We start from the raw sequence: 24,886 nt of genomic DNA, 5'->3' as shown, positions 1-24,886 counted from the left end.
CGACATGCATACCATCGTGGACATGCTCAGGGACCTTCACAGAGGGCGAGGAGACGGCGATCATGATCGTCAACAGGTGCTTTGACATGGGGCGAGGAGACGGCAACCCGCAAGGGGATTGCCGTCTCCTCGCCCTACGTGAACGTCCCTCATCATGATCATGTTAAGGATGACCTATTGTGATGTGAGATGTATGAGGAGATGGGTACATGGTCCATGGTTGCGCTTACAAAAAATGAATGGCAGAATAGCACCCAAAGCTTGCATTTCTGTATATATTTATGTATTCTCATGTAATACTGTCGTCTTACTACACATAAATAGCAATTTACTACAACAAGTAAAAACAAGTGCTTATTACATCTACCCATTGAAGAGGTTACTCATACCGCATATTGAGCGAACAGAATGGTATGATCTCACAAGGGACATGAATTGGCATTTCAAGTATATCTCGACTGAAGAGGTTTACCCGGAAGAACTTTCAGGTACGCGAGGGATAGCCAATGAGGCGTGGTGGGATTGGATCACTGATGGACATCACGCCACGATGGGTCAACTTGCACGTGCGATTGAAGTGCGCCAGGAACCAACCCGGCGCCTTGCCTGGGTCAAAAGTGTCATGGTCCTGGTTGAGCGTAGTGGTCGAGACCGCATGGCCCGCAACGCATTGATCGTCCTGGCCAACACCCAGGATCCAACGTACCTTCCACTAATCCAGCGGGCCACCCAGGACATCAATCCACTGATCCGCGCCAGCGCCGTCCATGCCCTGATAAAACTAGGAGATGAAGCCACCGCCGCAACATTGCGACATGATTCCTCTCCAATGGTCCAACATGAAGTCCTCAACGCCCTCCACCCACCGTGTATCTAACCGACCCGTGGCAATTGCTGGATCCATTGCAGTGCTTGCTCTACATCTCCTCATCAGCACGCCTGCACACCTATAATGGGCTTATTCCAGACGACGTTGTCTTGCCCTGAAGGCAGCAATGTTATAACGATTGGCGCACCGATCGTTACAGAAACGCCGTGTTCCATTGCGTGAGGTATCCAAAAACACATCCCGGCAAGGCTCAGAGGCACAGGAACGCAAGCGCGACTTTCCATAGTGTTCCAATGCATAACTCAAGCCTACCGCCGATGCAGCACGTAATTGCTGAAGTGGGGCCATCCCCGGCTCATTCCACACTTGTACCTGCCAGTTCTGCGTATCCTCATGCACCAGTTTTACCTGAAATTGTGCTCCACGTAACAATCCATTGAGAATATGCGCCGCATCCTCATCATCTTTTGCCTCATAGACCATCCGCAATTGATCTCGTAGCTGATAGGCCTCATGGAGTATTTCTTCACCCAAAGATTCACTAAACTTAATGGAATGTTTCAGCAGGAATGTTTCCAGATCATGAGTATTTTGTAGCCACTCTGGCTGCTCTAAATAGAGATCATAGGTATTTACAAAATCTTCCGCCAATTGTATCAGGTTCTTAAAGTAATCCTTCATTTTGCATTGAATCCTTACCGAAAGTATGTTATGGTTATGGTAATGGTTAAAGAATAGCATAGTCCTTACAAAAAAGAAAGAAAGAAGGAAGGAAGGATCTTATTTCATGGTTAAAAGCACATCGCTCGCTTTTATTGCTGCACCCACCAACCTCGGTCTAAGCCGTCATCCCGATGGGCGCGAAAGAGGTTGTGATAAGCTTCCTCAAGCGCTCGTAGATGCTGGATTTTTAGAACAAATTGGAGCATTTCCTTTCGCGAAACTACCTCGTCCCGTGCATCCACCCACCAAAGAATTCGAGGACAAAACACTCAATGCTAGAGAGGTTCATCCTTTTACCCTTGAACTGGCTAATGTTGTCGGTCAGGCGCTGGACAGCGGTCACTTTCCAATCGTCGCCGGGGGCGACTGTAGTGTGCTGCTGGGAAGCGCGCTGGCGCTTGCCCGTCGCGGGCGCTATGGCCTTACATTTCTTGATGCACACGTAGACTATTTTCATCCTGATAATTGCGAAGGTGGTGTGGTTGCGGGTATGGATTTAGCACTGGTGACAGGCAAAGGCGCTCCGCGCTTAACCACCATTGATGGGCTTGGACCTTACATTCAGGAAGAAGATGTGGTAGTCCTGGGCTATCGTTTATCCAATCTGCCTTTTAGCTGGATGATCGACGAAGTCAAGCGTACACATATGCAGTGTATAGATATCGAAACAGCCAGAGCCCAGGGCTTCAAAAAAACAATGCAAGACATTCTCACAGATTTACAAGCCCACGACATTAAGGGTATATGGCTCCATCTTGATGCAGATATCCTGGATGCTTCACTCATGCCGGCTGTCGATTGTCCCGAGGTCGATGGACTCTTTGAGGAGGAACTGACCGCAACGCTGATTGGATTATTCGAAAACGAACTCCTGGTAGGGATGGATCTAACCATTCTGGATCCAGACCTTGATCCCCATGGAGACGCGCTACGCCTTTTCGCACGCTGCCTTACTAATGCCTTTCGCACGCTATCAGCATAAATGTTTGATTCTCATAAAATCTATAGTTCACCTGACATTGTTTTCGTGCTCCAACGGTCGCCTCTCGTGCTCATAATTCTTTTGAGTGTGGTGTAGAATTGTGCGCAATGCGCACAATTCTACACCACACTCAAAAGCCGTTGGAGCGCTTTAGCGCCCAAGTGCGATTAGCTGCACGCTCCCCAATAAAACAGAATCAAACACTATTTTTCATTCCCACCGGTCGTTTTAGCGTTTCTCTATACTGATTTTAAGCTGATACAAACATAGAGGGGTACAGCTAATGATGGTTTTCTTAAGAGGAGCGTTGCATGTCTTTACTCTTACCCAAACACGTACGTGCGCGGGCAAGTGCCGATGCTGAAGAACATATCCAGGATGGTGTCGCGTTACTCTGGATAAGACAGCCCCGCTGGATCATGGTCGGGCTTTTGCTGGTGCTTCTCATAAGTGTTGTTGCTGGTATCCTCTTTCACCCATTGTTGGCTGTGTCTTATCAGAATCAACTGGCTATGCATAATCCAGCTATGCAAACGATACAGGCATCTGGTTTGCTGCAAAGTCCCATTTATAATCTAGCTTTTCGGGATGGCGTTGGTAAAATCACTGAGATTGATGTCAGGTTGGGACAGAAAGTGTATCAAGGGCAGTTACTAGCTCGCATCGATGATATCACATTAAAAAGCGAGGTGGTGGCCGCACAGGTTGGCATTGAGGCGGCACGGCATAAATTAAAGGCTTCACTTTTCTACCATAAGCTCACGTTAAAATGGATTGATGAGAATGTACGGGTGGCCGAAGCAGAGTATGATGAGGCTCTGGCCAATAATGACGCAACCATACAACAGGCAAAGGTAAATATTGCCGCCGCGCAGACAGTACTGACAAGTGATGAGATTTTATTGGCGGTAATTGAAAACCAGGCGGACAAACAAATCAAGAATGGTCGTGCACAGCTCAAGTTGAGTATTGTGAACTGTCTGGTTAATTTTCCCGTTGATACAACGACTCCCACCGAGCAAGCCGATCCCCAAAGCACGCCTTCTCCTGGCAACATTATAACGCCCTCAACAGCAACAGATTCTGCCACTCCCATCACTGCGATTACACCGAAGCCCACTTCTTTTACGCCAATACCTGTAGTACCAGATGTTGCACTCGTTAATGTGCCGAGTGATACGGGAAATGGAACGGATACACAGACACAACGACAACGCCTGAAGATTTGCTTGAATGCGGCTCAGGCACAGTACCAGCAGGTGGTGGCCGATGCCCATGCTCTGGTTGCGGTGGCTAAAGCGCAGGTTGAAAAGGATAAGGCAGCCCTGCAACAGGCGTATGCGAATGCCCAGGTGGCGGTAACCGCAACCCAGGGCCGCGTCAAGGTTACCCGGCTTGAAATTCCTCCGGCGATCGATAATCCTCTGCGTGGCGAGACCACTAAAGACGTTGCGGAGGACGAGGGACAGCTGGCCGAGGCGCTGGCGCAACTCCATGTGGCACAAACAAATCTGGCCGAGGCAGCACTTATCGCGCCGCATGATGGAGTAGTCACCGCGATTAATGGCACAATTGGAGGGCAGCCTGCAGTGCAAGTCAATAGCGCATCTGGCGCACCCGGTGGTGCCCCAACCCTGCCATTTATTCAACTGGTCGATCTTAGCCGTGTTGATTGCATCTTACTCAATGTCAGCGAAGCCGATATTATCAAGGTCCGCATTGGACAGTCGGTCCAATTTAAGCTTAAGGCATATGAAAATCGTCTGTTTAGGGGAACGGTTGGAGCGATCGTGCCAAACGCTGTGCCAAACAGTGGCGCAACGTTCCCCACGCTTGTGCACATTGATCCAGCAAGTACGCGAGGGGTTGTGCTCTATCCTAATATGACTGCAGATGCAACGATTATGACCAAGTGAGATGAACAGTATGCTCTGTCGCAGCAGTGCTCAGACCAGGCTGGCTTGAGCACCGCGTGATGCTATTTCGGAGTCTTAGCCAGCCGGTGAGATGGCTGCCTTCAGAACGTCCCGCAAGAACACTGGCGGTCGACCAATGAGGCGGGCGAGCGTTGGGTCGACCCGGGTGAATTCACCTCGTCGGCTCGCGCGGAAGATACCCAGCAGCATGTCGGCCCTCTCCACCGGCAGACCATGGGCGACCAGTTCTGCTTGATACTTCGCGTCCGGCACGATAATCCGACGGATCGGGCGCTGCGCCAGTTCCGCAGCAATGGCTGCGATGCCTTCCAGGTCGATTGCTTCTGAAGCGGTAAGGGGAGGGGTCAGGCCGTCGAGGCTTCCCTCTTTACTCAGAGCAATCGCTGTCACCTCGGCCAGGTCAGCGTGGGTCGTCCAGGCTACTGGTCCATCCTCTGGAGCAACCAGTTCACCTGTTTGCACGGCATTACCGAGCAACATGAGTGTCGTCGTCGCGTAGAAGCCATTGCGCAGTGAGGTAAAGGCTACGCCCGAATTCTGTAACGCCTCCTCGGTAGCTGCATGGTCAACCATGGGAGAGAAAAGCGAGTTTGGGGACGAGCCTGCGTGGCTGGTGTAGAGTATGCGGCGCGCGCCGACCTGCCTGGCTGCGTCGATGGCTGCGCGATGCTGGCGAACGGTCACCTCTCCGCTCGTGTTCGATGACACGATCAGCACCTGTTCTGCTCCTTCAAATGCCTCAGCGAGACTGGCGGGATCGTCGTAATCACCTCGGCGCACGCGGACGCCCCGCTGCTGTAGCTGTTGTGCCTTCTCCGGTTCGCGCACGCTTACACCTATTTGCTCGGCAGGAACGCGCACGAGCAGTTGCTCTACTATTCCACGGCCAAGCTGACCGTTGACTCCAGTCACAATGATCATTATAACCTCTCCTATTGCTCTTTGATATACTAATGATTCTATCTATCCAAACTGTTAAGCTTGTCATCATGTATTATCATCTGACTATGTTTTTTGATAAAGAAGTCTTAGTCAGAAGTTTTTAGAGAATATCTCTCCTCTCGTTCATGTAAGTTTCTCAACTGGAAACTGGATTTCGGTAAGTGCATCGTCAAGATTTTCTCCTCGATGGAGGCAAATCTTGCGGCGCGGCCCAACGATGGTGTAGGCATTGTTCTCCATCCAGGTTCCAAGCGCTTGATAGGCTGGCATCACCAGCGCGGGGCTTCCCTGGTGCAGCGTACTGGCCATATAGGGAACCGCTGGCAACTCGCACCGGGTCAGTTGTCCCTCGCTCTTTGTGCTCAAGGTAGCGGCGTCTCTCTCGTCAACGGGTGCGACAATCTCTACTGAACCTGGAGGTGGCTCATCCTCGCGCTGCGTATGAAGGACAAGTAGGTGATCGTTGGGTTTAACCCTGTAGCGCTTCAACATAGCATCGATCATGTCCACCCAGTGCCCCCGATACGCAACCTCCGTCGTCAGGAGCAGAGAAACTCCCGTGATCGGCTTCACCGCTTTAAGGACCACGTCATAATTCGGCATATCACTGCCTTGCTCAAGGGAGCGCAGACGCGCTTCGATGCGCACAAGTTGCTCATGCTCAGATTGGATCTGCTGCTGGAGTTGTGCCTGTCTGAAACGCAGCATTCCTTGCAAGGCATCAGGAGAAATGCCTTCGTCAAGAATCTTAACGATCTGCGTGAGACCCAATCCAAGCTCTTTAAATGCCAGAATGCGATGCAGTTGCGGCAACTGATCTATGGTATAAAATCGATAGCCAGTCTCAGGATCAACATGGATCGGCTTGAGGAGTCCAATCTCGTCATAGTAGCGCAGCGTGGTCATCGATACCTCACCAAGCCTGGCAAAATCGCGAATTTTTAACATCCTATCTCTTTCTGTCCGTTTACAGGTAGGTCAAACAACTCTTGTTAGCATCATACAACGTTCAGGTAAGGCGAAAGTCAAGAGGGTATTTTGAAATGTGGCATTTTTAGCTATTGAGCGACATAGGTAGTGGAATCGCTAGCACTACACACTACGAAGAACTACTGAAGTAGGATGGAACCATGAAACAGTCTTTGCCCACGTCAGCCGAGAATGATGCCTTTGCGGCTGAACTCTATCAGTGCTATGCTCAGGAAATTTTCACCTACTTGCGCATGCATACGCCGACGCGCGAGGATGCTGAGGACCTGCTCATTGATGTCTTCCTGGCGGCACTGGAACAGCAGAATGTTCAGGATGTGCCCGCGGAGAAGCAGCGGGCCTATCTGCGGCGGATGGCGCAGAACAAGACGATCGATCTGCATCGTCGCCGCAGACGCCAGCAGGTGTTGCCAATAGAACAGGTTGTGGACGCGCTCTACTTTGATGAGGACCAGGAACCGGAACAATATGCGATGCGTACGGAGCGCCATGCGCTGTTACGTTCACATGTGCAGCAGTTGCCAGAGCTACAGCGTCAGGTACTCTACCTGCGCTTTGTCAATGGATTGCGTAGCGCAGAGATCGCGCATATCCTCGACAAACGAGCTGGCACGGTACGCATGTTGCTCTCGCGCACCCTCAACACTCTGCGCTCGATCTATGAGAAGCACTAAAAAGGAGAGGCACGATGGAGACATCGAACGAACATTTTCAGCCCGGGGACATCGATACGCAGATCGAGCAATCGCTGGCGCGGGCTCAACCCGATGATCCAGATACACAACTGGTAACTGATTTACAACGGCTCTACCAACCAGCCGCACAGGCCGATGAGCAATCAATCAACTATGCCTGGCAGCATATTCATATTCGTAGTCGTTCACAACGTTCACAACAGACCGAAAGGAAGATCATCCCTATGCATACACCATCATCACACATTCCTGGCACGACGCAGAGCAGATCACGACCAGCACGGCGCTTCGCCTCTATCCAGCGCACCTTTGCACTCATTGCCGCCGTCCTGGTGACAGCATTGCTTGTAGGTACCCTACTAACGATGCTTTCCCAGTCACGCGTAGCCCAGAACAAAAATACCAGGAGTGCCTCCACGCCCGTAGCGAAACCTACCCGGGTACCCACGACTCAGGCTCAACCAGGTCATGTTGTCTATAGTCACAAAGTAAATGATGACATTATTATGGGTTTACAGTGGTCACCTGACGGCAAGGGTATAGTCCTGGTGGGAAACAACGCGCACATCTGGGATGCCACGACCGGAAAAAACGAGATAACGTATCAGCCCAGCGGAGGGGGAAAGACACCTATTCAAAATGTGGCCTGGGAGCCGCATAACAGTCAACGTATCGCGATTGGTACCGATACGGTGCAGGTGGTGGATGCCAATACTGGTCATCTTCTCACGACCGGACCAAAGTCGGCGACAGCGAACATAGGAACTACCTTTACCAGTTTATTGGTCCCCTTGCTTCCTCACAGTCAGGGGAGCCCCACAATGCGAGCCATAGCCTGGTCACCTGATGGCAAACTTATTGCTTCTAGTCTTGATGATCCAACCAACAGTTCTCACAATCCACAGGAGCACCCGATTCTCATCTGGAATAGCAGCACTGGCAACGTCGTCAAGACACTGATAGGTCATACCGCCGATGTAGAGAGGCTGGCCTGGTCGCCCGATGGCAAGTATATTGCCTCCTTATCTGTGAATTGGGATCCAGCAGTGCGCGTCTGGAATGCCAGTACTGGTCAACTCATTTATACCGTCAACGCGAAAAGCTATAGCGCAATGTTGAATGTAGCCTGGTCACCAGATAGCCAGTTCCTGGCAGTTAGTATGACCGTTCAGGATGGAAACAATACGCTTGGCGAGATCAAAGTCAAACAACAGATTCAGATCTGGAAGGCTCTGACAGGGACGCCTGTTCTGACCTATCCACTTGCCCCGTCAATCAATCCTGTCCAATATCTGGCCTGGTCGCATGATGGGACACGCATTGCCTCGGTTGAAACTGGCCTACAGACGATCTCCAGTGGTCCAGATAAAGGTCAGCAAATATCGGTACAAAATGTTGCTATCTGGAATCCTATCACTGGAAAGAAGCTTTTCACCTATCAGCAGAAGAGTGGAGATATGCGAGGAATTACCTGGTCACCCGATGATACGCTTCTTGCCAGCGCGAGCTTGATTACAGATGTGAAAAATAATACACATGAAATTGACGTAAACTTCTGGGAAGCTCCCGCTAAATAGCGGAGCCGTTATACAACTACGACAAGGATCGGGTCGGGTCACTATCCAGGATCTCTTGTATTGTTGCGGAAAAATTGTCGGCAGCGCCGACAATTTTTCCGCAACAATACAATTTTTTTTACTCTGAGAAGTAGAGCTCACTCCACATAAAATCTAACCCAATACCTTTCTCGATATTTTCACTCCTACAAGTGATTTATTATATATATGTGCTATAGTATTAGCAGATGCCCAATTAATTATTATGAGAGTAACTGCTGGCATCCATCAAGCTTGTCTCTTTTAAAGGTATGATAGTGCGTCCATCAGCAGTTTCGCGTAGAAATATGCAGAAAGAAAGGTTTCTATGATGCTCTCAACCTTAGCAACTGTGGAAGATAGTCAGAAAATGTACACCTGGTTTGAGCAGATGCGTCAAACACAACCTGTCTGGCTGGATGAGGAGAGTAACTGCTGGCATGTGTTTCGCTATGATGATGTAAACACGGTCATTACCGATTACCAGCGTTTTTCGTCTGAGCGCAGGATGCAACGCGAAGCTGTGATGGCGACGGCTGACGCGCAGAACAAACGTCCACGCAGTGGAAGAAGTATTATTGCGATGGATCCACCTCAGCATCGGCAGTATCGCAATCTGGTTACCTCAGCCTTTACGCCACGCGCGATTGATAAACTACGTGGCCGTGTCGCCCAGATCACGCAAGAACTGCTTGATAAGGTAGTCGCCAATGGAAACATGGATTTTGCCAATGATATCGCGTATCCGCTGCCAACGATCGTGATCGCCGAGATGTTGGGGGTGCCTGTCAGTGATAGACCGCTCTTTCAAAGCTGGGCTGATGGACTGCTCAGACGCCAATTGAGCGATGCCGAGGTTTTTAAACCAGCTGAAGAACAACGCAACAATCCAGAATTGCAGCATTTCGCTCGCGTATTTGAGGAGATGTCTGACTACTTCGAACGCATGCTTGAGGAGCGCAAACGTGAGCCACATGATGATATGATGAGCGCGCTGCTGCAAGCGGAGGTCGACGGCCAGCACTTAAGTATGGATGACACTATCAGCTTCTGTACACTCCTTCTGCTGGCGGGACACGTTACCACCACCAATCTCCTCAGTCAGGCGATCCGTTGCTTCGATGAGCATCCTGACACGCTAACTCGACTCAATAGAGAGCCTGAATTGATGCCATCCGCCATCGAAGAAGTCTTGCGCTATGCCTCACCCGTCTGGCGCATAGTGCGAACGACAAAAGAAGCGGTGACACTATCAGGGTTAACCATCCCGCAGGATGCAACCATCTTTACCTGGCTCTCCTCAGCCAACCGTGATCCTCAACAGTTTCCCGAGCCAGCACGTTTTGACATCACGCGCACCCCAAACAAACATGTCGCATTTGGCCATGGCATCCATTTCTGCATTGGCGCGCCACTATCGCGCATGGAGGCAGCGGTCGCGCTACCAATGATCCTTAAGCAGCTCCCCAACCTGCACGTAGACCGTAACGAGGCACAACTATTTGAAGGACGTTTCCTCTTTGGTTTCAAACACCTACCAATCACCTTTGATGCGCAAGTACAAAAAGCTTGAGCAGTCAGCATCCCGCTCACATAGAGAACATGACATGCTTATGTTCATGTTCTCTATGCCTCGTCTTTCATGATCGCGCAGTAAGAAAGCCTGCAGAATTGGCTAATAATGCCCCTGAGTATCTATTACCAGAGGAACTCTCTGGCGTCAAGAGACATCCAGGGTAGGTTGGATAAAGACTATGTCCTTCTAGCGTTTGTCACTATTTACTTGACTACTACAACATTGTTCACTACAATAGAGTTCATATCCTGCAAAAGCTGTTATCAGTAAGAGAGGATAACAAAACGAGGGTTAAAATATGCTCAAGGGCAGGGTAAATCGTTCTCATGAGCGTTTCCATTGCCTCTTCGTTCCCAAGAGGAGAAAGAAATGAGCGAATCGATCTCAGCTGATATGCCAGCGGTCTTGCGCGTAGCCGCTGGCGCTGATCGTGAAGGCGAGAGCCGTGGACTGGGCATTAGTACTGTTGCATTCAAGGTGAGCACCCCCACAACATCCAATTCCTTCATCCTGGAAAACACATTCCTGGCTAAAGGTGGCCCGGCACGCCATCTTCATTATGATCAGGATGAATGGTTCTATATCCTCGAAGGCGAGTTCCAGTTCGAGGTGGGAACAGAACGTTTCCGCCTCCAGCCAGGTGATTCACTGCTGGCTCCCCGTCAGATTCCTCATGTATGGGCCTTTGTTGGTGAGGCACGTGGCCGGATTCTGGTCGCGTTTTTCCCTGCCGGGAACATGGAAGCCTTCTTCCGCGAAGTGACCAGAGCCAACGCGATGCCTCCCCAGGATCCAGAGGTATGGCGTGCCCATGGCATGGAGTTACTGGGACCGCCTTTACCAGTCGCGTAGCAAAATACTTAGCACCCCTATCCGACGAAAGATACGCGCCATAGAAATTTTCCACGGCGCGTATCTTTCTGCTTTTTCAGGCGAACCCTGCTCAGAGTTTTACCTTACTCCATCGTTACTCAGGAATAAAGTTCGATACCATTGATAAAGGGATTATCCGGACCCGCCTGGGTAAAGGCAACCACGATCTGGCCGCTACTATTGGCCGTAACAGTAAACTGCTTTGCTACCGCTGTTTTATAGCCTGCCGTTGCATAAACATCAAAGTTGCTAAGCACGGTGTTACTGTTCACAGCAACATTGAAAACGCGCTGCCCCGCGGCATGCCAAGTCAGTTCGGCCCAGTCCAATTGCAGCGTATATGACTTGCCTGCCGTTAACCCTGTAAGTGTATAAGTAAATGCACTGTTCCAGCGGCAGGTCTGCCAGACTCCTTGTGGTGCCGCATTACTGACCCCATTGGTATTAATTGAGGTCGAGGTATCACTAAAGGCATTACCCTGGTTGTATCCAGTGTCAGCAACAAAGTTCCCACTCGCACTACCTCCAGCATTAATAGCTTTGACCAACGTCTTCGGGGTTGGTGTCGGCGTCGGTGTTGGTGTCGGCGGCGGACCACCAGCAGGATCCCAGACTTCAATACCATTGATGAAAGGATTATCGGCCCCGGCCTGCGTAAAGGCAATCACGATCTGCCCACTACTATTGGCGGTAACAGCAAAGGTCTTAGCAACCGCCTTTTTGTATCCTGCCGTTGCATAGACATCAAAATTGTTCAGGACTGCGCTCCCATTGACCGCTACATTAAAGACACGTGCGCCAGCGTTCTGGAAGCTGAGTTCAGCCCAATCGAGGCGTAGCGTATAGGCTTTTCCTGCCGTTAAAGCTGGAATGGTATAGGTAAATGCACTATTCCAGCGACAGGTCTGCCAGACTCCTTGCGGTGCCGGACTGGCTACGCCACTGGTGTCGATCGCGGTCGAGGTATCGCTAAAAGCGTTGCCCTGGTTATAATCTGTGTCGGCAGCATAGCTCCCTGCTACTCCACCACCTGCATTGATCGCGGTAATGAGGGTTCCACTAGGTGCCGGCGTTGGCGTTGGCGATGGAGCAGGGGTTGGCGTTGGCGTTGGCGTGGTTCCCGGAGGTGGGGTTGGTGTTGGCGTCGGTGTTCCAGTTGGGAAACCACAGGTCTGAGTCGCGGGACTCCAGCCAGAGTTGCCTGTACCCAGCGTTATATTCCAGGATTGCGAGCCTTCACAACTCTCTAAACCACCAACAGTCAGACCGCTGGCCGTCACGTTATTGGCTGAGCCTGTTATGGTATTTACTTTGTTCGAGAATGCGAACTCTGCGCCATTAATATTGATATTGCTCAAGGCTATATTACTAATAGGATTGCCACCATCAAATGAAATCGCGGCAAAGTGACTATCGTCGATCTCATCTCCAGCAACCGTGAAGGGCGCGTTGATGGAGCCATTATCGGCCCAGAACATGAGTGCCCCGAATTGCTGGATACCCTGATCCCCCCAACCCGCTGTATGGTTGATGGTATTGTTGGAAACAGTGGTTGTGCCACTAAAAGGCGCTGTCGGATTGCCAAAGTCTTCATAGTCCAGCATGATGCCGCCACCACGGTACTGTGAACCAGTGACGATGTTGTTCGTAGCGCTGTTCCCATTTCCACCATAGATAGCGATACCATTGGCCAGATAAGGCGATTGCACGGTATTGTGATCAAAGCTATCATTGCTATCGCCAGACGATGCGCCACCCAGGTCCGACCACATGGCAAGACCATCATCGCCGGTGCCACGGATAATGGTTTGCTTAACGGTTGAGTTACTGATGCCACGATGGAAGTTGATGCCATCAGCAAGAGTGCTATCAATACGGCTATTACTGATCGTCAGGCCACTAAACGGACCATCAAACCACATACCAACTTTGGTGTGTTCGATCCAGACATTGGAGATGCTTGAGTTGTTCAGTGAACCACCAATGCCGTTGTCCTGGATACAGTCAATGCGGTTTGTGATCTGGCCTTCAATGGCAAAGTTTGATAGATTGACATTGGCACTTGCATTACCGTCATACGTATCGTTTCCGTAGATGCCAACACCATTGCCATTGCCGATTGGAGCGCCACCCAGGATCGAATACCAGGGTCCCGCACCCGTTACAGTGACATTGTTTACCAGAATATGGCTGGTGACCAGGAAGTTGCCCTGAGGAATATAAACGCTCTTACCTTGAGCGGCGCCTGCATTGACGGCATTTTGAATGGCGGTGGTAGCGTCGACGCTCCCCGTCGGATCGGCATTATAGGGTGCATCAGTAACCGAGATAGAGCCTGCAGGTCGAGCCAGCGGGGCAGCCACCTGCTCAAAATCAGCCACATCGATAGCATACCATTGCGCGGTATTTTCAGAGTCAACTTGCAGTTTCACGGTAGCACCAGCCGCCATCTGCGGTAACAACGCATGCACTTCATCGAACTGATGGTGTGCAGTACCGCCAGGACTGTTCGACCAGTCGTTTCCGTTACAGTCCGAGAAGTTCGGTGCCCCATACAACCAGCTATACTTCGAGGTCAGTTGCAGGTCTTTGGATTGTTTAACTCCGTTAATATAAATACTTAGCGAGGCATTGATGCCGCCACCACCAGATGCGTCCGGAATGCTATAACGGAGATTAATGGCATTGGCCTGTTGGGGCAGTGTAAATTGAACGGACTGGCCCTGCGTCAACTGAACGATAGTCCGATCTACTGCGTCCGAGGCCAGGTCACCTAACTGAAAACTTGGACCAACGATGGTGCCTCTCGTGGTCGCGCTATGCGCTTCCAGTTCAACATATGGCAGGGTGGCACCTGAGCCACCTGCAACACTATTTGCGTGCGCATCGCTATTTACCGGTGGCACCTGAGCGGCATTCGCTGTGCCAGGAATATTAAACAAAAATCCAACCGAGATGAGCAGCAACAATAGCGCCATAAATACTCCCAGCACCCTTGCATGCAATTGTCGCACCTTTATCTTTTCATTCTGCATCATGCAGTTCCCTTTCCAGGCTACTACGCTCTATCATTACCGTCCACCTGTTAAACGGTAGAGCACTGTACCACAATGTACTGTTCAACCAATAGATACAGCCTTATGTAACCTCGTCATAAAGCTACGGTGACACGCCAGGTTACAGATCTTCCTCCCTCCTTTCACGCAGGAACAAAACCATCGTATGGCCAAAATCTTTATCGAAGGCAATCGACAGGCAGCAGTTGAGCCTGCTAAGGCTTTTCTACTACTTTGTCAAAGAGAAATTTGTCATCGCTACCAGTTTCCTTACTCTTTTCAAACTAGCCTTTGAGACCCGTCAGATTGATACCACGGATGATCTGGCGTTGAAATAGCAGGAATAAGATAATAGGTGGAAGACTGGCAAGCACCAGACCTGCAATCAGATACATAAAGGGCAGATTTGAGTTTGTGCCCGCCTGATGATAGAGTGAGACCATAAGTGGTTGCAGTCGATCATCGGAAAGTACGAGCAAGGGCCAGAGAAAATCTTTCCAGGAGGCAATGACGGTAAAAATAGTAATGACAGCCAGCGCCGGACGCGATAAGGGAATAATAATGCGCATAAAGAGCTGCCAGGCATTGGCACCGTCCAACCAGGCCGCCTCGGATAACTCATTAGGAATACCGTCAAAAAAACTTTTTAGGATCAGGATGTTAAATGCATTGGCAGCTTCAGGCAATAGCACGCCTGCCCATGTGTTAATCAGTGAGATGTGTAATAAGGGGAGATCATTGATGTTGACAAATTGCGGAATCAAATAGACTACAGGTGGCACCATTAGCGTGCAGAAAAAACTGAATTGAATGATGTTTTTACCCGCTACACGAAGCTTAGAAAGCGCGTAAGCCGCGGTGGCTGAGACAAGGATTTGCAAGCAGACGGCTCCTATCGCCAGCACCATCGTTGCGGTAAAGTGTATAGGAAAGTTGAGGATATCCCAGGCATTGCTGTAGTTCGACCATTGTGGATGCACGGGCCAGAAGGTGGGCGGTGTCTGAAAAATTTCGCGACTAGACTTGAGTGCACCACTAAACATCCAATAAATAGGCCCCAGCGTTCCTAGCGTCGCCAGTACCAGCAGGGTAAAGATGAACCAGTAGAGCAAGCGTCCCTGCGGTCGTTTCAATGCGAAGGGCGAAATCAGTGTCCGCTCATAGGCTTCATCAGCACCATGCCTTCTTTTTCTCCCCTCGGGCAATTCTCCCTGTGGATTGCGCAGTAAAGTGGCCATATTACTATTCTCCCTCCATAAAGCGGCTTGTCATCCGCATATAGATCAGCGCAAAAATCGCGAGGACAAGAAAGAGTAGCATTCCCGAAGCACTGGCAGCCCCAAAGTTTGCTTGCTGAAAAGCGTATTTGTAGATTAAGAGCAGGATGCTGATAGTTGTGTTCTGTGGGCCACCATCTGTAATGGTGAAGGGCTCGATAAATACTTGCATGGTTCCAATGATCTGCAAGATAAGCATTAACAGCATAATAGGACGAATAACAGGTAACGTTATGTGCCAGAGCCGTCGCCAGATGCTCGAACCATCAATTTCGGCTGCTTCATACAGTGCTGCCGGTACGCCCTGCAATGCAGCCAGGTAGATTAACATGGTTGAGCCAGCATTGCTCCAGGTAGTAATGACCATCAGCGCTGGCAAAGCAATGCCTGGTGTCTCTAGCCAGAGAGCGGTTGGCAGGTGTAGCACATTTAGCAAGGTATTTAAAAGCCCGCCATCGGGATTGTATATCCAGCGCCAGAGAAAAACTGTTACAATAGGAGGCAACATCACTGGCAGGTAAAAAGCCAGGCGGAAGAAACCTTTTGCATGGCGCATCTCGTTTATAATCAAGGCCAGAATAATGGGAACAATATAGCCAAACAACAGAGCATAACCAGTGAACTCCAGAGTATTAATCCACGCAACTTTAAAGAGCGGATCAAGCAACACTGTCCGGTAGTTTTCCCATCCGATCCAGGTCGCAGGACTGAGCATGTCAACATTTTGAAAGCTCATCACGATCCCTAGTATCACTGGATACCAGACAAATAGTGCAAACAGCAGAAGAGCTGGGAGCAAAAAAAGGTAGCCAGCGCTATTGCGTTTCAACGCGCGTCTGACCATAACGCTTCTCTTACGATGAGGAGCAGGCTGCTGCGTGCCCTTTTTTCCCTGCACCAATACTGTAGCTTGCCGCGAAGGCAATAAAGGCGGTACGGGCGATGAAAGCCCCATCTCAATCTCCTTTTAGGAATTAGATGTCATGTAAAGAAACAATTTTCTCTGTGAGAAAAGACCCGCGAGAAAATTGTTTCCTCTTGTCGGTCAGGCTTTATGAAACTGATTGATCAAGGAGTGGCTGAAATTGCTGTACGGCTTGCTGCAATAATTTACCAGGATCAGCATTCGCGTTGGTGAGAACGGACTGCACGACACTATCGAGGGCCGCGTACATTTTCTGTGTCTGGTTACGAGGCTCGGCGCGCAATGTAAGCTGTGCATCGGTAAATGCCTTGTAGTTCTGCAGCGGCACGTTCGCATATTTCGTATTCAGGGCATTGAGCTTTTGCTGGAAATCTCCTGTAAAGAGCACATTTGTTGGTGCGCCAACCACCTGTCCAGCCGCAGATTGGGCTGCGTAACTATCTTCGATGACGGATAGATCAAAATTAGAGTAGATCACATAATCAAAGGCAGCTTTGATAACGTCTGAAGACGATTTGGGATTGAAAACAAAGATGTTGCCACCAGTCAGGGCTGCGTTCCCCCCATTTTGGGGCATGGGCCCAATGCCATAATCGTCAAGGTTGGCCTGATATTGCGATTTCAAGGTATTCAACTGGTCAGGGGCCATCACCACCATAGCGACTTTATTGGTGGCCAACAATTGCAAGGTGTCGGCCTGCGTAAACAATTGTTGTTTCGTCATGGATTGATCGGTGAAGCGCATATCCTTGAGCATTTGAAGGATGCTTACCCCTTTATCGCTGCCAAATAATGCCTTCTTCCCATCTGCAGATTGCATATCACCGCCCGCGGTATACATCCAGTTGGTGAAGTGCCAGCCTCCCTGGTTTGAGGTACTGGTCTCAGCAAAACCTGCTACCGATGAAGACTTCAGTTGTTTGGCATAACCACGAAAAGCTTCCCACGTGGTGGGTGGTTTATCTGGATCAAGGCCAGCCGCCTTAAACATTTTTCGGTTATAGTAAATACCGAGCGCATACGCATTCTGAGGAACGCCATAAATTTTTCCGCCGTTGCTGGCAATGCTCACGATACTTGGATTATAGCTCTGGAAATACTGCCAGCCTTTGATTAAGCTGGTAATATCCGCCAGCGCGTGCTTCTGCATGAGCAGAGGGGGTTCGGTAAAGTAACTCTGCGTCGCATCCTCAACTTGATTTGCTGCGACCCTGGCAAAGTACGTCGTGGGATCATAAGGATCGTTTTTACCCACGATCTTTTTACCTGGATGGGATTTTTCAAATTGTTGAATGACCTGATTGAAAACATGGATCGCGCCCGGATTACTTGCTGGTGGCAACGTGTTTACGGTCGCAGTTACCGACGTTGTGCTATTTCCCGCCGTCACTGAGCCACAACCAGCTAATGCCTCTAAGCCGATAATTCCTGCACCGAGTGCGGCGCTACTCTGTAAAAAACGTCGTCGATTAAGAAAAGAAGCGCTTTTCATGAAATCTCCTCCAATGTACAGACTAATTCAGTACGAACATCATGATGTCCGCACGAAAGCAGAGGTCTATCTCAATAGACCAGGAGTAAGATGGAAATGCTTCGGGTATGCATTCCTCATGATTCAATTTATAGACATGGCGAATGGAGCATGACGGCGTACGAACAATGGTCAGGAGCGATAAACCAGGGATGTACCAGGACGCGGTATAGGAAGAAAAGGCAGTTGGGAGTAAAGAAAACAAATAGTTATGGTATGATGGCGATACGCCCATCGTGCAGTGGTTAGCATCATAGCTTCCTGCCTCCAGAGAGTGTTATTCGTCGTTCCTTGACAAAAATAAGAGAACCATCAGTATCCAATGTTTTTACCTGAATCAGGTATCAATTTAGGATAACGTTAACCTTGTTTCTTGTAAATAAACGTAACATAGAAAAATGTAGCTGTCAAGAGTCTGCTATGTTTCTCTGAAAAAACTGAAAAACGGCCCAATATATGGCATGTAAAGAAGTTATATAGGCGTTAATGAGCTTTATGCTCTACTGTACATTGACAGATTCGAGAAAAACATGGTACGATACGTGAAAGTAAAAGTGGTTTATCGTTTACTTAAATCGAGAGGATAGTACGACGTTGGAGTTAGAACAGCCTAAACGTTTAACCATGTCAGAAATAGCCAGGGAAGTCGGCGTTTCAACTACTACGGTCTCTAAAGTGCTAAACCAGCTTCCAGGAGTGGGTGCACAAACACGTGCACGCATTCAACATGTCATTGAGCAACATGAATATGTCCAGAATCATGCTGCTCGCCATCTGCGCAAGGGTCAGACTGGATTGATAGATCTGGTTTTAATGCGCCTGGAAGGTGGCTACGATCTGGGTATTATGCATGGAGTTCAAGAAACCCTGATGGAGAGTGGACATCGCCTGGCTGTCTTCGCTACCCATGAGAATGAAGTGGTAGAGCGCCTCTGGCTACGCCGCTTATTTGACCAGTCAACCGATGGTGTGCTACTTTTACTCCCTTATGAGCATGGCGAGATTGCCAATTCCCTGGTGCAACAGAAAATACCTTTTGTGGCGATTGGAGATCGCAATGAGCCGGCCACAAATTTCCCTACCATTGGATCGACTATCTGGCTAGGAGGCTATACCGCGACAGAGTATCTGCTCTCGCTGGGACATCGCCGCATTGGTATTATCACTGGCCCGCTCCATCTTATGACTTCCCGAGCTCGCCTGGCTGGTTATCGAGAGGCACTTGAACGTGCCGGCATTCCCGTCGATCCCGCGCTGATTTGTGAAGGGACATATTTACTTGGTGATGGTTTCAAACAAACATATGCCCTGCTCGATCTACCTGAACCACCAACCGCTATCTTTGCTGGAAATGATGCTCAAGCGACAGGAGTTTACCAGGCACTCTATCAACGCAATATTCGCATTCCTGATGATATGAGTGTCATCGGTTTTGATGATGTGACGTACTCTGCCCAGATGGCCCCTCCATTGACCACTATTCGGCAGCCACTGGTAGAAATAGGAAAAATGGCCACCAATATGCTACTGCGCCTGATTTCCGGGCACACGCTGGAGTCAACCAACGTCGAACTTTCAACGTCGATCGTCATCAGACAATCCTGTCAACCTCCACGCACGAGAACCTTACCAACATAGCGACCATGCAGACCTGAACAAACTCACATAGTGGTAACTATTCAGCAGGACTATGCAGTTGCAGGGCCAGGATAAAGAGCTCCAATGCATACGACAAAAGAACGGGTAAACAGAAGAGCCAGTACATTTAACACAGCAGCCGCTGATGGGAGATAGGTTCATCCCCCATCGAGCCGCTCTTCCAGCATAGATACTGCCTTAGTTGTCAGGCTGCATTTTTTACTTTTGGGCGATGGAGTTGCTCAGCCAGTCCTCGAAACGTGTCGGGGCGATACGAGCGTTCGCGCTCGTGGTGAGGGAATGCTCGCTTAACACGGCACCATAATAGCGTGCGTTGACGTCTGTGACCACCTCACGTGTGTCTTTAGTTGCGCTCAAGAAGCGGCGAACAAGGTCATCGAGATGGATCTGTTCTGGACCACCCACCTCAATTGTGCCGTTTACAGGTGCCGCAAGGGTGACATCGGTCAGGGCAGCCGCAACGTCATCCGATACAATTGGCTGTATAAAGGCATGCGACAAGCGTACAGTTTGTCCATCAGTGGCCTCTTGAGCGATACCGCTGACAAACTCGGAGAACTGCGTTGCGCGCAAGATGGTATAGGGCACCTTCGAAGCCTTAATCAGATTTTCCTGGGCAACCTTAGCGCGGAAGTATCCATTCTCGGGAAGACGTTCAGCACCGACAATTGACAGGGCAATGTGATGTCCCACGCCAGCCGCCGCTTCTGCGGCCAGGAGATTATGGGCGGACGTTTCGAAAAATTCTAAGACTGCCTTGTCCTCCCATGAAGGTGCATTCGCCACATCAACAACCACCTGAGCGCCTGCGAGCACTTCGGCTAGTCCCTCGCCGGTAATGGTATTAACACCTGTGCGAGGTGATGCCGCCACGGCTTGATGGCCAGGCTCAACAAGATTCTTCACAAGTTTTTTCCCAATCAGTCCGCTACCACCAATAACAACTATCTTCATTTGAATCTCCATTCAAGAATAACAACTATAACTGTACAAGAGTGCCGCTCTACTCTTTTCCAGAGCCTCTTTTAGCAACACACTGTAAAACATTTCAACTGTTCTCCAGTAAGTATAAAAGTTTGTGTGGAAGAAAGCACTATTCATCACCATCCATCACACTTGCCATCTCACCTTGCTTTCTGGAAGAGGTCTATCATCATTGCGCGCCAGGGCTTTTTCATTTTCGGCCGGGAGTCACTATCAGGCAAATCATATACAGAGTATTTCTGGTGTGGTGTGTGTTGTGTGGGCGGCCGCGGCCGCCCACACAACACACACCACACCACACCAGACTCCGGCGCCATAGGCGCCAGGAAGAGGAAAATTAAAAAGCCCTGATTGCGCGCAAGGGAGGCTCGTCGCTTACAGGCAAATCTGCTATTATAAACATAGGCATAAGTAAATAAAGGTAAAAAAGAAAGTAGAGATAAGAAATCGTTTTGCAGCCGTTTTCTTACCTCTATGACAGGCGTTGCCCAGGAAGACGCACGTCCGACAGACCTCAGTATAGAGAATGTGCTGAGAAAAACACCGTGCAGCGGTTGCCATCTCACCTTCCATGGTCGTCCCTGGTTGCGTCGTAGAAAAAGGAAAGAATCTATGACGAAAACGTTGTATCGAGAACGAGATCACGACTTCGGCCAACGAATGTTAGAGCTACGAGCAACAACCGGACTGACTCAGGCAGGGCTGGCAACTATCCTCGGCGTCTCCCGACATACAATAGGTGCCTGGGAAGCTGGTGAGAGTTATCCCAAGGTCGGACACCTCAAGACCTTTATCACGCTGCTATTTGAGCAACAAGCGTTTCACGCTGGTAGTGAGGAGGAGCAGATCAGAGCCTTGTGGCGTGCAGCTCATCAAAAGGTGCTACTGGATGAGCCCTGGCTAGCATCTCTCCTTACCCAGCAAGTTGTTCCCCTGATGCCAGCTGTGGTCGAGCAGGCTCAGCAGGCGAACACCATCACTCCCTCTGCTGTTGAAAAGGGTCCCAAAGTGGATTGGGGGAGTGCGCTCGATGTCCCTGTCTTTTATGGGCGTGAGGAGGAACAAGTATTGCTCTCGCGCTGGATTCTCCAGGACCACTGCCGAGTGATCAGTGTGCTAGGCATGGGTGGTATCGGCAAATCAGCACTAACAACCAGAGTCATGCATCAGGTGGCATCGCAGTTTGAGGCAGTTATCTGGCGATCGCTGCGCGATGCCCCGCCCTGTGAGGAGATTGTAAAGGACTGCCTCCAGATCATTGCCCCACACACCCTCTCCGAAGAGCCTATCTCCTTCGAGAGATGTCTGTATTTGCTGATGCAGCAACTGCGCACACAGCGTGTCCTCTTAGTACTGGATAACCTGGAGATGATTTTAGAGGAAGGCACCGGCACAGGTCGCATACGTGCCGGCTTTGACAATTATGCCCACCTGCTTCGTCAAGGAGGCGAGACCGGACATCAGAGTTGTCTACTGCTAACGAGCCGCGAAAAACCAGTTGAACTGTCGCTCCTGGAAGGTCGCCATTCACCCGTGCGAACGATGCGGCTGGCAGGGCTGAATATAGAGGCAGGTGTTGAGTTACTGGAGGAGAAATATGTTGTAAGTTCCTCGAACGAACGGGCACAGTTGGTCGAGGTGTACCACGGCAATCCACTGGCGTTACAAATCGTGGCGCACACGATTGTGGAATTGTTCGGTGGAGAGATTGCTCCGTTCCTTCAGCAGGGCGAGACCATCTTTGGGGGTATACGCCAGCTCCTCGAAGAGCAGTTCATACGTCTCTCGTCTCTGGAGCAGACAGCGCTGCTATGGTTGGCGATTCTGCGTGAACCGGTGAGCCTGCACAACCTCCTCGGCAGCTTGAACACTCCAGTACCCATGTCGCAGGTGCTTGAAGCGGTGGAGGGGCTACGCCGCCGCAGCCTGATTGAGCGAGGACACGATACCGGCAGCTTCACCCTGCAATCAGTGGTATTGGAGTACGCGACAGCGCGGCTTATTGAGGAGGGGAGCCGCGAAATCGAGCAGGGACGGCTGCTTCGCCTGCTAGAGCATGGACTCTGTCTGGCTGAAGTCAAGGAATACGTGCGGCTGACTCAGGAGCAGTTGATTGTGATACCTTTGCTTACCCTCTTACAGAGCACCACTCAGGCACAATCCAGGGTCGAAGCGCGCTTACTCTGCTTGCTCAACGAAATGCGACATCAGGATCAGGCGGCCCAGGGGTATGGACCGGCTAATCTGGTGATACTGCTGCGTGTGCTGCGCGGGCACCTGAGGGGTCTAGATCTCTCACACCTGGTTCTACGCAACATATGTCTGCAAGGTACCGACTTGCGTGATAGCACCTTATCTCACGCCGTGTTACAGGAATGCATCTTCGCTGAACCTCTTGATGAGATCCTGGCGGTCGCCATGAGCAAAACGGGTAGATACTGGGCGGCTGCTGGCGCCCGAGGGGAAATACGAATGTGGGGTCGTGGCGGGCTGACGCAGCACCATACCTGGCGTGCTCACACAGAGGTGGTCAGTACACTCGCGTTCAGCCCGGATGAACGCACACTCGCCAGCGCAGGCTCGACTGGTAGCGTCAAACTGTGGGAGGTCGACAGCAGCACACTACTCTGGGAGGACTGGCCTTCCGGGGGCTTTGTCTGGCTCGCCTTTTCTCCAACTGGCAATGTGCTCGCCAGTGGAGGTGTCGATATGCTCATTCATCTCTGGGACCCTCAGCACAGCATTCCTCTCAAAACATTGCAACAGACCAGTGCGATCTTCTGTCTGGCCTGGAGCCCCGATGGACGCCTGCTTGCTACTGGCTGCTTCGATGGAAGCATCTGGTTGTGGCAGCATGAGACGCCAGAGCAAGACATGCGTGCCAGGGTCTTGATGGCCCATACACAGCGCGTGACAGGACTGGCCTTCTCTCCTGATGGGACCCAGCTCGCAAGCGCAAGCCATGATGGCACAGTCAAGCGGTGGGATCTGACCACGAGCAACTGCCTACAGACGTTCACGGAGCATACAGACAGGGTGCTACGGGTCGCGTGGAGTCCCGATGGACACACATTAGCCAGTTGCGGCAATGATACAGCGATTCGGTTCTGGGACATCCAGACGGGCACAGTGAACAGAGTACTACAAGGGCATACCAATGTGGCGAGCTGTCTGGCCTTCACATCCGACAGCCATACGCTCTTGAGCGGCAGTTACGATGGCACACTGCGTGCGTGGGACGTAGAGAGTGGAAAGTTGCTGCGCACCCTGGGAGGCTACACAAACTCCCTGCTCGATCTCGACTGGAGTCCCGATGGCACACGGCTTGCCAGTTATGGTGCTAACACGCAGCTAACACTGTGGGATGTAAATAGCGGAGTGCCACAGAGCATGATGCAAGAACAGCGGGACATGGTACAAGGACAAGGGGTGGCCTGGAGTCCCGATGGGCGGCTTCTGGCCAGCGGAGGACGAGACGCTATTATGCTGTGGGATGCATTCACCAATGCTCCTGTAAACGAGCTGCGCGACCCCAACGTGGCGAGCATCGTCTTTCAGGATGTAGCATGGAGTCCCGATGGGAACCAGCTCGCGGTTGGGAGCTATTTGCATGGAGTGCATGTGTGGGAGATATCCACCCGCATCCGTCGTTGGATGGCACCTACAAAGGCAACACGTATTCGTCGCGTGGCATGGAGCCCCGATGGAAGCCTGCTTGCGGGCGGAGGCTATAACGGCTCAGTGTATGTGTGGGATACCAGTGATGGTATGCAAAGGCAACAACTGTTAGGACATGATGGGGTCGTCATGAGCGTGGCATGGAGTCCCGATGGCGCATGGATCGCCTCTGCTGGTGGAGGTCAGGAGGGTGGACAACTCTTCGTGTGGAAAGTGTTGAGTGACGAACGTGTGCAAATAGTAGCAGAGCATGCTGACGTGGTCTCATGCGTGGTGTGGAGCCCTGATGCAAAGGTACTGATCAGTGGAGACAGCGAGGGGAAGATGCGTTGGTGGGAGGTCGAAAGTGGGCAATGCTTGCGGGTGCGCGAGGGACATCAAGGGATGATACAAGCCCTCAAAGTTCATCCCGACGGCCGCAGGCTTGCCAGTTGTGGAGACGATGGAGCCATTCGGCTATGGGATCTGCATAGCGGCGAGTATCTGCGCACATTACAGCGGGACCGACCCTATGAGCGGCTCAACATTACGGGCATTCAGGGCCTCTCTCGTGCGCAAAAGGCATCGTTGCGTGCGTTAGGAGCCTTTGAAGAAACAAGCAGCTGAGGTTGTGTTATATTCCAGCGCCAAATCT

17 protein-coding genes are annotated in these 24,886 nt (G+C 50.7%); 9 read left to right on the top strand and 8 right to left on the bottom strand.

Annotated elements, in window-relative coordinates:
- Positions 1-430: 430 nt before the first annotated feature.
- Entirely contained in the window at positions 431-877 is a 447-nt protein-coding gene (locus tag EL633_RS32300) for a HEAT repeat domain-containing protein (RefSeq protein ID WP_126631325.1), read from the top strand.
- An 81-nt stretch (positions 878-958) separates the two neighbouring features.
- Here EL633_RS32300 and EL633_RS32295 read toward each other — a convergent pair whose 3' ends face one another.
- Positions 959-1,510 (bottom strand): CGNR zinc finger domain-containing protein, encoded by a 552-nt coding sequence (locus EL633_RS32295; RefSeq protein ID WP_161982634.1) that lies wholly within the window; start codon positions 1,508-1,510, stop codon positions 959-961.
- 106 nt (positions 1,511-1,616) lie between these two features.
- On the opposite strand from EL633_RS32295, the gene EL633_RS32290 reads away from it, so the two are divergent.
- Both EL633_RS32290 and EL633_RS32285 read left to right on the top strand, forming a co-directional pair.
- A complete protein-coding gene (locus tag EL633_RS32290) occupies positions 1,617-2,534 on the top strand; it encodes an arginase family protein (RefSeq protein ID WP_126631323.1) in 918 nt (305 codons plus the stop codon).
- 311 nt (positions 2,535-2,845) lie between these two features.
- Complete coding sequence (locus tag EL633_RS32285; protein WP_126631322.1) at positions 2,846-4,450, top strand: HlyD family efflux transporter periplasmic adaptor subunit; 1,605 nt, start codon at positions 2,846-2,848, stop codon at positions 4,448-4,450.
- 75 nt (positions 4,451-4,525) lie between these two features.
- On the opposite strand, the gene EL633_RS32280 is transcribed toward EL633_RS32285, so the two are convergent.
- Both EL633_RS32280 and EL633_RS32275 read right to left on the bottom strand, forming a co-directional pair.
- Positions 4,526-5,392 carry an SDR family oxidoreductase gene (locus tag EL633_RS32280; protein WP_126631321.1) on the bottom strand — a complete coding sequence of 289 codons (867 nt, stop codon included), beginning with the start codon at positions 5,390-5,392 and terminating at the stop codon, positions 4,526-4,528.
- A 144-nt stretch (positions 5,393-5,536) separates the two neighbouring features.
- Positions 5,537-6,361 (bottom strand): MerR family transcriptional regulator, encoded by an 825-nt coding sequence (locus tag EL633_RS32275; protein WP_126631320.1) that lies wholly within the window; start codon positions 6,359-6,361, stop codon positions 5,537-5,539.
- Between the two features lie 182 nt (positions 6,362-6,543).
- On the opposite strand from EL633_RS32275, the gene EL633_RS32270 reads away from it, so the two are divergent.
- The 4 genes from EL633_RS32270 to EL633_RS32255 all read left to right on the top strand — a co-directional run bounded on the left by EL633_RS32270 (position 6,544) and on the right by EL633_RS32255 (position 11,121).
- A complete protein-coding gene (locus EL633_RS32270; RefSeq protein ID WP_126631319.1) occupies positions 6,544-7,077 on the top strand; it encodes an RNA polymerase sigma factor in 534 nt (177 codons plus the stop codon).
- Positions 7,078-7,091: 14 nt separating this feature from the next.
- On the top strand, positions 7,092-8,675 hold the full coding sequence (locus tag EL633_RS32265; protein ID WP_126631318.1) for a WD40 repeat domain-containing protein: 1,584 nt from the start codon (positions 7,092-7,094) through the stop codon (positions 8,673-8,675).
- A gap of 346 nt (positions 8,676-9,021) precedes the next feature.
- Entirely contained in the window at positions 9,022-10,266 is a 1,245-nt protein-coding gene (locus EL633_RS32260) for a cytochrome P450 (protein ID WP_126631317.1), read from the top strand.
- A 372-nt stretch (positions 10,267-10,638) separates the two neighbouring features.
- Positions 10,639-11,121, top strand: coding sequence for a cupin domain-containing protein (locus EL633_RS32255; RefSeq protein ID WP_126631316.1), 483 nt, complete (start codon positions 10,639-10,641; stop codon positions 11,119-11,121).
- Between the two features lie 119 nt (positions 11,122-11,240).
- Here EL633_RS32255 and EL633_RS32250 read toward each other — a convergent pair whose 3' ends face one another.
- The 4 genes from EL633_RS32250 to EL633_RS32235 all read right to left on the bottom strand — a co-directional run bounded on the left by EL633_RS32250 (position 11,241) and on the right by EL633_RS32235 (position 17,892).
- Positions 11,241-14,180, bottom strand: coding sequence for a malectin domain-containing carbohydrate-binding protein (locus EL633_RS32250; protein ID WP_126631315.1), 2,940 nt, complete (start codon positions 14,178-14,180; stop codon positions 11,241-11,243).
- Positions 14,181-14,482: 302 nt separating this feature from the next.
- Complete coding sequence (locus tag EL633_RS32245; protein ID WP_126631314.1) at positions 14,483-15,436, bottom strand: carbohydrate ABC transporter permease; 954 nt, start codon at positions 15,434-15,436, stop codon at positions 14,483-14,485.
- A gap of 4 nt (positions 15,437-15,440) precedes the next feature.
- Positions 15,441-16,430: a carbohydrate ABC transporter permease gene (locus EL633_RS32240; RefSeq protein WP_126631313.1), complete on the bottom strand. Its 990-nt coding sequence runs from the start codon at positions 16,428-16,430 to the stop codon at positions 15,441-15,443.
- A 97-nt stretch (positions 16,431-16,527) separates the two neighbouring features.
- Positions 16,528-17,892: a substrate-binding domain-containing protein gene (locus EL633_RS32235; RefSeq protein ID WP_126631312.1), complete on the bottom strand. Its 1,365-nt coding sequence runs from the start codon at positions 17,890-17,892 to the stop codon at positions 16,528-16,530.
- Between the two features lie 633 nt (positions 17,893-18,525).
- On the opposite strand from EL633_RS32235, the gene EL633_RS32230 reads away from it, so the two are divergent.
- On the top strand, positions 18,526-19,569 hold the full coding sequence (locus tag EL633_RS32230; protein WP_126631311.1) for a LacI family DNA-binding transcriptional regulator: 1,044 nt from the start codon (positions 18,526-18,528) through the stop codon (positions 19,567-19,569).
- 219 nt (positions 19,570-19,788) lie between these two features.
- Here EL633_RS32230 and EL633_RS32225 read toward each other — a convergent pair whose 3' ends face one another.
- Positions 19,789-20,544, bottom strand: coding sequence for an SDR family oxidoreductase (locus EL633_RS32225; protein WP_126631310.1), 756 nt, complete (start codon positions 20,542-20,544; stop codon positions 19,789-19,791).
- Positions 20,545-21,186: 642 nt separating this feature from the next.
- Here EL633_RS32225 and EL633_RS32220 point away from each other — a divergent pair.
- On the top strand, positions 21,187-24,858 hold the full coding sequence (locus EL633_RS32220) for a WD40 domain-containing protein (RefSeq protein ID WP_126631309.1): 3,672 nt from the start codon (positions 21,187-21,189) through the stop codon (positions 24,856-24,858).
- Positions 24,859-24,886 lie beyond the last annotated feature (28 nt).

Source organism: Dictyobacter alpinus (genome assembly GCF_003967575.1).
GTDB lineage: Bacteria > Chloroflexota > Ktedonobacteria > Ktedonobacterales > Ktedonobacteraceae > Dictyobacter > Dictyobacter alpinus.
The sequence above is the reverse complement of the archived record's forward strand: the minus strand, read 5'-3'. Positions and strand labels throughout refer to the sequence as shown.